The following is an 11802-nucleotide window of genomic DNA, read 5'->3' as shown; positions in this document are numbered from 1 at the left end:
TGTCACGCTCTTTACAGCCCTCACCGAGAGTGTGCGCACCTGCACATAGATGGACCAGGGAGTTCCCCCATGCCCCCAAGAGTTGCCGGAGAGACGACCGTGCGAACGCCTCAAGCGGCCGCATGCCGCCGCGGCGGAACCGTGTTGAGCGAGCGATTCAAGGTGTCGCCTGCACGCAACGGCTTACCGCCTGTCAGCGAGGACGCGTGCCGGGTCGGCGTCATGCGCCGGATCGCAGCCGCACGGCTCAGCTACTGCGGCCTTGAGGCCATGACGGACGACGTGACGCTGATCGTCTCGGAGCTGCTGACCAACGCCGTCCGGCACAGCGGCTCCGCGGAAATCAGCATGTCGATCACCGTGGAGGAAAGCACCCTGTGCATCCGGGTGCGAGACGGCATGCCCGGCACGTGCGCTCCCCGACATCCCCAGGACACAGCGGAGTCGGGCCGAGGTCTGCTGCTCGTCGACGCCCTCGTCAAGGACAGCGGCGGCGAGTGGGGAGCCTGCGACACCGGCGCGGAGACCTGGTGCTGTCTCCCGATTCCCCACCGAGCGGCTGATCGCTTGCTCGCCGTAGCCGACATAACGCGGCAGCACGGCATCGGATGACCCCTGCCGCCGTCTTTTCGTACCGAACCGCGCGAACCGGGCTTCTCCTGCGAGCCCCGGTCGCACTGTGAACAGGAGGCCAGCATGCAAGAACTGTCCGGTGCGCCAGCACCTGACGTCGTGGACTACACGGCCTTTCGGAACTTCGCTGCCCTGCGCGGCCAGCTCCGCGTGTCCTTCACCCCCCGGTGCAACATCGCCTGCTTCTTCTGCCACAACGAAGGAGACATCCCCCCTCCCCTGACGCGCATCGACCGTGCTCACCAGCCGCGACCACGCGTCCTCAACCCGGCCCACTACCTCACCATCCTGCGTTCCGTCATGGCCACTGGTCTGAAGCGGGTGTACTTCACCGGCGGTGAGCCACTCGTCTCCCCACTGGCCCGCCCGGTCCTCCAGCATCTCCCCGAGCAGGGCCCCGACGCCTCCTACACGCTGATCACCAACGGGACACTCGTCCGTACCCATAAGGCATGGCTGGCGCGGACCCGCCTGGACAAGATCAAAATCAGCCTGCACTACTTCTCGGACGAGAGCCTGAACGCCGTCGCCGGCACCCGGTACGGCATCAACCTGGTCCTCGACGGAATCGACGCCGCCCAGGACTGCTTCGAGAACGTGGAGCTGAACACAGTCCTGCTCCAGGAGAACGCGCACGAAATGCGCGCGATCATCGACTACGCGCTGAGTCGGCGCCTGCCCTTGCAGCTCATCGAGCTGGTCGGCACCACCTTCAACGCCGGACGGTCCTCCTCCGCTGTCTCGGCCGACTCCGTCGTCAGCTACCTGCGCACCCTGACCGCCGACGAGCACACCGAAGTCGTCGGCGTAGGCCAGGGCCGACGGGTCTTCCGCGTCGACGGAGTCGAGATCGACGTCATCCACCGCGCCCTCGGCCGTCACCACGTCGGGCAGTGCGGCAGCTGCCGCCGTCGTCCCGAGTGCGTGGAAGGTTTCTGGGCACTGCGCCTGGACCACAACGGCGGCCTACAGCCGTGCCTCCTGCGAGATGACCTCCGCCTGGACCTGGTGCCGCTCCTGGGTGAGCCGGACCGGCTCGCCGACAACGTGGCCGGTCACGTCAGCGCTTTCACGGAGGGCACGCTGTGACCACCGCGTACCGGCTTCCGCCTCCCTACCAGCCGAAGTCTCAGCAGTCCGGTCATCCGCTCATCGTGCTCGAAGGCGTCTCCGGTGTCGGCAAGTCCACGCTGCGCCACGCCCTGGTTTCCCGGCTGCACGCGGTTGGCTTCCACACCCTGCACACTCCGCACTCCGGATGGGCGGACACGGTCAATGGAGAACTCCGGCCACTTCCGCAGTTCGCGTTCTACCTGTCCGGACTGTTCCACGTCTCCGACTGCATCCGTGCGGCGCGCACCGGCGGACCGGTCGTCTCCGACCGGTATGTCTCCTCGGTCGTTGCCTGCCACTCAGCCGTTCACCGGGTACCGCTCCAGGCCGTCCAGGGCCTGCTGGTCCCCTACCGTCCCTACCTGAGCGAGCCGACGCACACCTTCTACCTCAGGTGCTCGGAAGAAGCGCTCCGTGATCGGCTGGCCGGCAAGAGCGACCTCACTCAGGACGACACCGAGCTCCTCCGGGTGGCGGGTCGCCTGTCCCGGCTACTCGACAACTTCGCGGAGTTGGCCTCCCAGGACCCCAGGGCCGTCTGTCTTGAGACCGACGGCCAGACCGCCGAAGAACTCGCCGACCAGATCGTCGCCCACGTGGAGAGTGCCGGTGCTGAATCCGATCGACACTGATCGAGTGATCCGGGACGGCGGAGCGGCCGGCGCCTTCCCCGGGCAGCTTCACGAAGGCGTGGCCTGGTGGCTGGCGTCCTGCCTCGTCGTCACGCAGAGGGCCGTTCAAATCGTGGTCGCTCACGACGGCCACCCGGTCATTGCCGGGTTCACCGAGCGCTTCTGCCAGGGCGCGATCAACGCAGAGCACCATGCCTGTACGGTCCGGGCGCTGGGAGTCCAGCCCCGCGAGCAGGTGCCGTCCGCGATCGAGACGCTCGGCGCGGGGGCCGGAGCCTGGCTCTCCGGTGAGAATGCCGACGGGGTGACGACCGTGCGCATTGCCCTGTTCGACCGACGCGGCGTTCTCCTGAGCGACAGCACCGGTCTGCACAAGATCCGGCGCATGATCGCGGAGGACCGTGTCCCGCGCCCCGTCAATGCCGGCGCCAAGGGCCGCATCGTGGCGGAGTCACCATGATCGACGCGGCAAAGATCATCCGAGCGGGCGACGGCATCCTGTTCGTCACGCTCGACTCCTTACGCTATGACGTTGCCGCCGGGGCCCTTCAGCGGGGCCGTACGCCGCGCCTGGCCGAGTTGCTGCCCGGCGGGGCATGGGAACGCCGTCAGACGCCCGGCACCTTCACCTTGCCCGCGCACATGGCGTTCTTCTCCGGGTTCCTGCCCAAGTTGCCCCAGCGGGAGCAGCCGCCGAGGCTGTGGGAGTGCCGCCCTCCCGCCTTCAAGCAGGTTCCGGAGGAGACGTTCCAGTTCGACGCGGCCAACCTGCTGGACGGGCTGGTCCAGCACGGTTACCGCACGGTGTGCATCGGCGGCGTGACGTACTTCTCCCGCGAGACGCCGCTGGGCAACGTGCTGCCCGACCTCTTCCTTGAGGACCACTGGCGGCCCGAGTTCTGCTCCCCGGAACCGGACTCCGCACACCACCAGGTCGACCAGGCACTCGCCGTAGCCGACCGGTACGCCGGCCGACGGCCGCTGTTCCTGTTCGTCAACATCAGCGCCACGCATGTCCCTCACGGGCACTACGTGGACTCCAGTGAGGACACCGCGGCTTCCCAGGCCGCCGCCCTCGCCTACGCCGACGCTCACCTCGGACGCCTTCTCGACGGCCTTACCCAGCACGGGCGATGGCTGGTCATCCTGTGCGCCGACCACGGCGACGCGTACGGAGACGACGGTTTCCACGGCAGAGGCATCGCGCACCCCTCGGTGTTCAATGTCCCGTTCGCCGGCTGGGTGCACGGCTGACGGCTACGCTCAGCCGGCATGAGCAGCAACACGCCCGACGCCTCCGTGATCGTCGCCCGCGACTCGCAGGGCCTTGTCGCCCTGCTGAGCGCCGACTTCCCCGATCACGGAGGCGAACACGTCTTCCTCCCCGGAGGCCGCTTCGAGGCGGGCGAAACCCCCCTCGCGTGCGCGCGCCGGGAACTGCGCGAGGAGGCCGGCGTCACAGCCGCACGCTGGCGGTCGCTGGGCTCGTACGCCATCACCCTGGGCACGACAGCCCGCGTTCATCTGTTCGAGGCGCAGGATCTGACGCTCGGACCTCAGAATCTCAGGGACAACGAGCTGGACTTCAAGCTCATGTGGTGGCCGATGAAGGACGCCATGTCCGCCGTCTACGAGGGCCGTTTTCTCCTGCCGGCCGGGCCGCTGGCCCTCATGCTCGCGAACCACAGCCCAGCGGCCTGGCCGGCCACTGATTCGGTATTCGATCAGGGCGCGTCCCGGCCTTGAATCCGCCCCCGTCGGCGCCCACGGCCGGGGACGGGAACCGCACACCCTGATCCTCTGCGAGGCCACCGCCCTGCTCGACCCGACCACGGCCCGGCACACCGAGCGCGCCCTGGCCGCCGTACTGGAGGGCCGTACCGTCATCGCGATCGCGCACCGGCTGCACACCGCGCACGACGCCGACCGGGTGGCCGTGATGGAGGACGGCCGGCTCACCGAACTGGGCACGCACGACGAACTGGTCGCGGCCGGCGGCGCGTACGCCGCACTGTGGCACTCCTGGCACGGACCCCGGTAGGTGGGGGCGGGTGTCGCGCCTAGTCTTGGGACCCATGTCCTTCACGTACGACGCCGTCGGCGCGACCCGGGAGCAGGACCGCTGCCCGCCCGGCTTCCGTCCCCTGCATGTCCGCACCCGTCTCGGCGAGGGCGAACCGGTCTTCCGGCGGGCCGCCCAGGCGCTGCTGACCTGGGAGTTGCACCGGGCGGTGGGGGTCGGTCTCGACACCGGCGCGGACCGGGCCGCGCCCGGCGTCGACGTCACCGTCACCCTCGCCGGGATGATCAAGGCGCCCTGCCGGGTGGTGTGGACGGTGGAGGAGCCGCGCCGCGCCGGGTGGGCGTACGGGACGCTCGCCGGTCATCCGGAGTGCGGCGAGGAGTCCTTCGTGGTGGACCGCACGGGGGACGGCACGGTCTGGCTGACGGTGACCGCCTTCAGCCGCCCGGCCAAGTGGTACACCAAGGCGGGCGGCCCGGCGGCCCGCGGCCTCCAGCACGCGTACGCCCGGCGCTGCGGCAAGGTGCTGCGCGAGCTGTGCGGGCCGGCGGCCGAGGACTAGGGCGTGCTTTCCCCGGGCCGTCCGTGCTCGCGGGTGCTCAGTATCGGCGCCTGGGCTCCACGGTGATGATCTCGGGGCCCTGGTCGTCGTAGAGCCCGCCACCGCGGCCGTACGCCGACGAGCCACCGCCGTACCCGCCACCGCCGTACCCGCCACCGCTGTACGCCTGCTGACCGGGTTCGACGGTGACGATGTCCGGCCCTCCGTGCTCCCGCCGGGGCGACTCCGACCGGCGTTCGTTCCCGTAATAGGGGGTGCTGGTCCATGCCGTGGGTGTCCGGTCCATGTACCGGCTCTCGCTCCTGGACGCCCGCTTGCCGCCGTTGCAGCGGCGGCACAGGACGCGGAGGTTGGACGGGTCGCTCGCCGCGGCCTGGGCGGCCGCCAGGCTCATCCCCGTGGCGGTGCGGTAGATGTTCTCCGCGACCCGCACCGGCCAGTCCTCGATGGGATCCACGGCACGGTGGACGTAGGCGAGGATGCCCTCCTGGTGGTCGATCTCGTACCAGTTGTCCTTCTTGGCCTTGCGCGCGACCTTCTTGCTGTAGACCATCTCGTCACAGCTCTGGCACGCGTAGCGGTTGGCCTTCCTGGTCGAGCTGTACTCGCTGTACGTCCCCGCCAGCACCGTCTCCTCGGTGCCCGGCACCCAGCCGAGCTGATGCCGGGTGCCGTCCCACAGGCGTTCGCCGTTCGGTCCGCGGGTCGGCAGCGGGGCGCGCAGTGCCTGGCCCATCGGGTCGTCCCGGTCGCGTCGGCTGCTCCCGGCGCCGGCCCGGCTGCTCGGGTGGGTGCGCGGCCCCAGCTGGCTCTCGGTCTGTTCGGTGCTGTGCCGGGTGTGCGACCGGTGCGACCGCCGGGAGAACATCCGCTGGACCGGTGCCCGGTCCGCCGGTGCCCCGGCGGCGGGCGGCACCGCCGACGAGATCAGCCGCTGGACGCCGGCCGTGGGGCGATCGGCGTTCTCCATGGCGGCGGCCTGCCGTTCCTCGGGCGAGTTCGGGTCCGACACGCTCAGCCCGTCGCCGTTGTCGTGCCCCGAGACCCGGCCGACCGCCTGCTGGAAGGTGTGCGCGACCTCGTGCAACACCTTCTTCCGCGTCATGGAACCGTCGAACACCATGTGATCGCCGGAGGTGTACGCCTCGGCCCCGATCTCCTGGGCGGACTGCCGGGCCCGCGCGTCGGTGTGCACCCGCAGATGCGACAGGTCGACGCCGTAGACCGCTTCCGCCTCGGCGCGCATCGGGCCGTCGAAGCGGCTGCCCGAGGTGCTGATGACCTCCGCGACGGACGAACGCTGCACCGAGGGCGTGTGTCCGCAGCCCTGCCCGCACCCGGCGCCGTGCTGGGCCTGATCCTTGCCCGGACTCCGGTCGCGGGCGAGGCGCTGGACGACGGCGGCGTTGCCGGCCACGCCCTGGAGTGCCAGTGCCTGTGCGGGCGTCAGCGGTCGCCCCGCCGACAGGGCCCGCTGGACGGCCTGGGCACGGTCGGCGATCGCGGGTCGTCCGCGCGGGTGGGGGACCCGGCTCTCGCCGGGCTCGCGCTGTGTGTGCATGAGTGGGGGGCCTCCTCGCGCGGGCATCCCGCCCGCGCCATCTTTGGTGCACAAAGATGGAGGCCCCCCGTACACGTTCGCGTCGGCGAAAGTTGCCTATGCCGTTCCCGGCGGTTCAAGAAGCCACCGGCGGCCGGCCGGGATCACCGCATCAGCAGCCCCGCCGCCTCCACCAGTTCCCCCGACGGCACCGCGACCAGGCCCAGTTCGGCGCCGGAGGCCAGCAGTGGGTGGGCGGGCAGGATGCGGACCGTGTAGCCGAAGGTGCCGGTGCGGTCGAGGGCGAGCGGGCCCTCGTAGGCCCAGCGGCCCTCCAGGTCGGGGCCGCCGACCGGTTTCAGCGGCACCGCCGTCGCCTCGGTGATGCGGTCCTCGGAGTCCACCCGGCCGGAGACCGCCTGCACCTCCACGTCGTCCGGGGCCAGCTCCCCGAGGTCCACCCGCACCCTCAGTCCCAGGGTGGAGCCGAGTTCCGCGGTGGCGGTGGCGGCGGTGGTCTCCACGTGGTCGACGCTCACCCCGTGCCAGACGGCCCGCAGCCGGGTCTTCCACTCGGCGAGGTCGCGCGCCGCGTCCTGGTCCATCGCGCGGTGCGCGGCGGCGGCAGGCGCGTAGAGCCGCTCCACGTACTCCCGGACCATCCGCCCGGCCAGCACCTTCGGGCCCAGCAGGCTCAGCGTCTGGCGGACCATCTCGATCCAGCGGTCCGGCAGCCCGGACTGGCCGCGTTCGTAGAAGCGCGGGGTGATCCGCTGTTCCAGCAGGTCGTAGAGGGCGGCGGCCTCTATGGCGTCGCGCCGGTCCGGGTCGGTGCCGGCGCCGTCGGCGGTGGGGATCGCCCAGCCGAAGTCGGGCTGGAACCACTCGTCCCACCAGCCGTCCAGGACGGAGAGGTTGAGGCAGCCGTTGAGCGCCGCCTTCATCCCGGAGGTGCCGCACGCCTCCAGCGGCCGGAGCGGGTTGTTCAGCCAGATGTCGCAGCCCGGGTAGAGCTTCTGCGCCATTGCCATGCCGTAGTCGGGCAGGAAGACGATCCGGTGCCGTACCCGGGGGTCGTCGGTGAACCGGACCAGTTCCTGCACCAGCCGCTTGCCGCCGTCGTCCGCCGGGTGCGCCTTGCCGGCCACGACGATCTGGATCGGCCGCTCCGGGTGGAGGAGGAGATCCATCAGCCGGTCGCGGTCGCGGAGCATCAGCGTCAGGCGTTTGTACGAGGGGACCCGGCGGGCGAAGCCGATGGTGAGGACGTCGGGGTCCAGGACGCCGTCGATCCAGCCGAGTTCCGCCGTGCCGGCGCCGCGCTGCCGCCAGGAGGCCCGCAGCCGCTCCCGCACCTCGGTGACGAGCTGTTCGCGCAGGGTGCGGCGCAGCTCCCAGATGTCCTCGTCGGCGATGTCCCCGACGGCGTCCCAGCGCTCGGAGCCGCCGACGGTCAGCGCGTCCTCGGTGCGCTGGGCGCCGATCTGCCGGGCGCCGAGCCGGAACACCTCGGGCGCGACCCAGGTGGGCGCGTGCACCCCGTTGGTGACGGAGGTGATCGGCACCTCGTCGGCGTCGAAGCCGGGCCACAGGCCGGCGAACATCTCCCGGCTGACCCCGCCGTGCAGGGTGGAGACGCCGTTGGCGCGCTGGGCCAGGCGCAGGCCCATCACCGCCATGTTGAACAGGTTGGGTTCGCCGCCGGGGTAGGTCTCCATGCCGAGCCGCAGGATGCGCTCGACGTCGATGCGGGGCAGTTCGGCGCCGGGGCCGAAGTGCCGGGCGACCAGTTCGCGGTCGAAGCGGTCGATGCCGGCCGGGACCGGGGTGTGGGTGGTGAAGACGGTCCCGGCGCGGACCGCTTCCAGCGCCGGGTCGAACTCCGAGCCCCGGTCGCACAGCTCCGCGATCCGCTCCAGGCCGAGGAAGCCGGCGTGTCCCTCGTTGGTGTGAAACACCTCGGGCTCGGCGTGTCCGGTGAGCCGGCAGTACGTCCGTACCGCCCTGACCCCTCCTATGCCGAGCAGCATCTCCTGGAGCAGCCGGTGTTCGCTGCCGCCGCCGTACAGCCGGTCGGTGACGCCGCGTTCGCCGAGGTCGTTCTCCTCGACGTCGGAGTCGAGCAGCAGCAGCGGGACCCGGCCGACCTGGGCCAGCCAGAGGCGGGCCCGCAGTTCCCGGCCGCCGGGCAGCGCGAGGTGCACCTGGGCGGGGCTGCCGTCGGCCTCCTTGAGCAGGCCGAGCGGCAGTTCGTTGGGGTCGAGCACCGGATAGTGCTCCTGCTGCCAGCCGTCCCGGGACAGCGACTGCCGGAAGTAGCCGTGCCGGTAGAGCAGGCCGACGCCGATCAGCGGCACGCCGAGGTCGCTGGCGGCCTTCAGATGGTCGCCGGCCAGGATGCCGAGGCCGCCGGAGTACTGCGGCAGCGCGGCGGTGATGCCGAACTCGGGGGAGAAGTAGGCGACGGCGGCGGGCAGCCTCGCGGGCTGCGCCTGGTACCAGTGGTCGCTGGTCATGTAGTGGTCGAGGTCGTCGGCGACCGCGGTGAGCCGGCGCAGGAAGCGGCGGTCCTCGGCCAGCTCGGTGAGCCGGGCCGGGCGGACGGTGCCGAGCAGCCGCACCGGGTCGCAGCCGGAGGCCACCCAGCACTCGGGGTCGACGGACTGGAACAGGTCGCGGGTCTCCGCATGCCAGGACCAGCGCAGATTGCGCGCCAGGTCGCTCAGGGGGCGGAGGGGGTCGGGGAGGACGGGACGGACGGTCAGTCGGCGGATCGCCTTCACATGCCACCTCAACGCGATCGCTGGATTGACGCGGTGTGTACCGCGCCGTCCCTTCCGACGGTACCGGCGACCCGGCGGCCGTCGTGGGGGCTTCGCCCGGGTACCGCCCGATCGGCCGGAACGGCGCCGCCGTCCACCGCCGGACGGGCTACCCGCACCGCACCTCCGATATGGCCGATTCCACCCCGCTGGGCCACCTTGTGACACTTCGTGGCGCACGAGAGGCTGCGGACAGGCGGGGCGGCCCCCGGGGAGGGCGGGCCGCACGCCGGGGTCGAGGAGGGGGACGCACACCATGCCACGGACGCGCGCGCCACGTCTGCGCCCGGCGGGGGCCCTGGTCGCGGTCGGCTGCGCCGCGGCGCTTTCGGCCATGACCCTGCCCGCGCAGGCCGCACCGCAGGGCCGGATACTCGGCGCCGGAGCACCCGGCTCGGTGAGCGGGAGCTACCTGGTGACACTCGAGGGGGAGGTGACGGCGGCCTCGGCCGCCGGAAAGCGGCTCGCCGAACAGTACGGGGCGAGAATCAGCCACACCTACGGCGCGGTACTGAACGGGTACGCCGTCACCGCCGACCCGAGACAGGCCCGGCGGCTCGCGGCCGACGCCCGGGTCGCCTCGGTCGTGCAGGACACCCGTGTGGCCGCCGGGGGCACGCAGAAGAACCCGCCGTCCTGGGGCCTGGACCGCCTCGACCAGCGGAGCCTGCCGCTGGACCGCCGCTACACCGCGCCCGCGAGCGGCGGCAAGGGCGTGACGGTGTATGTCATCGACACCGGCGTGCGCACCTCGCACCGGGACTTCGGCTCCCGGGCGAGCAGCGGCTACGACTTCGTGGGCCGGGACCGCACCGCCCAGGACGGCAACGGGCACGGCACCCATGTCGCGGCCACGGTGGCCGGAAAGGCGTACGGCGTGGCCAAGCAGGCCCGGGTGGTCGCCGTCCGGGTCCTGGACGGCGACGGGGCCGGCACCACCGCCCGGGTCATCGCCGGCATCGACTGGGTCACCCGGCACGCCCGCAAGCCCGCGGTCGCCAACCTCAGCCTCGGCGGTCCGCGCAACAGCCGGCTCGACGCCGCCGTCCGCGCCTCGATCGCGTCCGGCGTCACCTACACGGTCGCCGCCGGCAACGCCGGGCGCCCGGCGTCCGGCTACTCCCCCGCCGGGCTGCCCGAGGCGCTCACGGTCGGCGCCACCGACCGGACGGACGCGAGGGCGGCCTTCTCCAACTACGGGGCGGCCGTCGACCTGTTCGCCCCGGGTGTGGCCATCACCTCGGCGTCCCGGACCGGCGACACCGCGCGGGCCACCGCCTCCGGTACGTCGATGGCGGCCCCGCACGCGGCGGGCGCGGCGGCGCTGTACCTGGCCGGGCAGCCGCGCGCCAAGCCGGCCCAGGTGGCCAAGGCGCTGATGGCGGGGGCCGTTTCGGGCCAGGTGTCCGGCCGCGGCACGGGGTCGCCGAACCGGCTGCTGCATATACCCCGTTCATAGGTCCCGCCGCCGTCGCCCGGCGACCGGTCCCGTCCGCCGCGGACGGGACCGGTCCGGTGCGCGCGAAGACAACGGGAGTACGCGCGAGTAGTTAACAAAGTGCCGGATTGCCCACCCGGAGAGTAGGGGAAGGCTCTCGCGGTATACGCCTCAGGTAGGACTCCGTCAGGACCCCCGCACGACCCACCTCCCCACAGTCATCCGCCCACCCTTCGTTGACGCGGACAGGAGCGGTCATGCCCGCCACGCACCACCAGCCAGCACCCCCCACCGCGCCCGGCGCCCCACCCCACGGCGCCGCGCCACCCCTCGCCGACGGCCCACCGGTCGTCGGCCGGATCCCCGTACTGGACGTCCACCCGGTGGTCCAGCACGGGCGCCGGCCCGCCAAGGCGGTGACCGGCGAAACGTTCCTGGTCTCGGCCACCGTGTTCCGGGAGGGACACGACGCGGTAGCCGCCAACGTCGTACTGGAGGACCCCGAGGGCCGGCCCGGCCCGTGGACCCCCATGCGGGAACTGGCCCCCGGCACCGACCGCTGGGGCGCCGAGGTCACCGTCGGGAAGCCCGGCCGGTGGACGTACACCGTCGAGGCGTGGGGCGATCCCGTCACCACCTGGCGGCACCACGCGCGCGTCAAGATCCCGGCCGGCATCGAGACCGCCCTGGTCCTGGAGGAGGGCGCCCGGCTGTACGAGCGGGCGGCCGCCGGAGTGCCGCGGGAGGCCGGCCGCCAGGAGGTGCTCGCCGCCGCCGAGGCGCTGCGGGACGAGACCCGGCCGGCCGCGTCCCGGCTGGCGGCGGCGCTGACCCCGGAGGTGGACGCGGTGCTCGCCCGGTATCCGCTGCGGGAACTGGTCACCGCCTCGCCCGCGATGCCGTTGCTGGTGGAGCGGGAGCGGGCGCTGTACGGCGCCTGGTACGAGTTCTTCCCGCGTTCGGAGGGCACGCCGGAGCGTCCGCACGGCACCTTCCGCACCGCCGCCCGGCGGCTGCCGGCCATCGCCGCGATGGGCTT

General features: G+C 72.1%; 11 protein-coding genes and 1 pseudogene. 10 read left to right on the top strand and 2 right to left on the bottom strand.

Annotated features, from left to right (window positions below; all coding sequences use genetic code 11):
* The first annotated feature begins 144 nt into the window (after positions 1-144).
* The 8 genes and pseudogenes from ACTT8P_RS26665 to ACTT8P_RS26630 all read left to right on the top strand — a co-directional run bounded on the left by ACTT8P_RS26665 (position 145) and on the right by ACTT8P_RS26630 (position 4963).
* Positions 145-612 (top strand): ATP-binding protein, encoded by a 468-nt coding sequence (locus ACTT8P_RS26665; RefSeq protein WP_442834297.1) that lies wholly within the window; start codon positions 145-147, stop codon positions 610-612.
* Positions 613-696: 84 nt separating this feature from the next.
* Positions 697-1722, top strand: a complete 1026-nt coding sequence (locus ACTT8P_RS26660; protein WP_442834296.1) for a radical SAM protein — start codon at positions 697-699, stop codon at positions 1720-1722.
* Complete coding sequence (locus ACTT8P_RS26655) at positions 1719-2378, top strand: dTMP kinase (protein WP_442834295.1); 660 nt, start codon at positions 1719-1721, stop codon at positions 2376-2378. The genes ACTT8P_RS26660 and ACTT8P_RS26655 overlap by 4 nt, the downstream gene beginning before the upstream one ends.
* The gene (locus tag ACTT8P_RS26650) at positions 2356-2838 is read left to right on the top strand and encodes a hypothetical protein (protein ID WP_442834294.1); all 483 of its coding nucleotides are present in this window, start codon (positions 2356-2358) and stop codon (positions 2836-2838) included. The genes ACTT8P_RS26655 and ACTT8P_RS26650 overlap by 23 nt, the downstream gene beginning before the upstream one ends.
* A complete protein-coding gene (locus ACTT8P_RS26645; RefSeq protein ID WP_442834293.1) occupies positions 2835-3632 on the top strand; it encodes an STM4013/SEN3800 family hydrolase in 798 nt (265 codons plus the stop codon). The genes ACTT8P_RS26650 and ACTT8P_RS26645 overlap by 4 nt, the downstream gene beginning before the upstream one ends.
* A gap of 18 nt (positions 3633-3650) precedes the next feature.
* Positions 3651-4124 carry an NUDIX hydrolase gene (locus ACTT8P_RS26640; protein ID WP_442834292.1) on the top strand — a complete coding sequence of 158 codons (474 nt, stop codon included), beginning with the start codon at positions 3651-3653 and terminating at the stop codon, positions 4122-4124.
* A gap of 34 nt (positions 4125-4158) precedes the next feature.
* A pseudogene (locus ACTT8P_RS26635) lies at positions 4159-4419 on the top strand (ABC transporter ATP-binding protein); the annotation flags it as partial.
* Between the two features lie 34 nt (positions 4420-4453).
* A complete protein-coding gene (locus tag ACTT8P_RS26630) occupies positions 4454-4963 on the top strand; it encodes a DUF1990 domain-containing protein (RefSeq protein WP_442834291.1) in 510 nt (169 codons plus the stop codon).
* Positions 4964-5000: 37 nt separating this feature from the next.
* Here the strand turns inward: ACTT8P_RS26630 and ACTT8P_RS26625 are convergent, their stop codons facing one another.
* Together ACTT8P_RS26625 and ACTT8P_RS26620 are read right to left on the bottom strand one after the other, a co-directional pair.
* Positions 5001-6524 carry an eCIS core domain-containing protein gene (locus ACTT8P_RS26625; RefSeq protein ID WP_442834290.1) on the bottom strand — a complete coding sequence of 508 codons (1524 nt, stop codon included), beginning with the start codon at positions 6522-6524 and terminating at the stop codon, positions 5001-5003.
* Between the two features lie 143 nt (positions 6525-6667).
* Positions 6668-9286: a glycosyltransferase family 1 protein gene (locus ACTT8P_RS26620; protein ID WP_442834289.1), complete on the bottom strand. Its 2619-nt coding sequence runs from the start codon at positions 9284-9286 to the stop codon at positions 6668-6670.
* Positions 9287-9581: 295 nt separating this feature from the next.
* On the opposite strand from ACTT8P_RS26620, the gene ACTT8P_RS26615 reads away from it, so the two are divergent.
* Positions 9582-10784, top strand: a complete 1203-nt coding sequence (locus ACTT8P_RS26615; RefSeq protein ID WP_442834288.1) for a S8 family peptidase — start codon at positions 9582-9584, stop codon at positions 10782-10784.
* 236 nt (positions 10785-11020) lie between these two features.
* Positions 11021-11802, top strand: a 782-nt coding sequence (locus ACTT8P_RS26610) for a maltotransferase domain-containing protein (protein ID WP_442834287.1), incomplete at its 3' end; no start/stop codon positions are given.

The organism is Streptomyces sp. JW3 (genome assembly GCF_052216785.1).
Lineage (GTDB): Bacteria > Actinomycetota > Actinomycetes > Streptomycetales > Streptomycetaceae > Streptomyces.
This window is presented reverse-complemented; position numbering and strand designations above follow the sequence as displayed.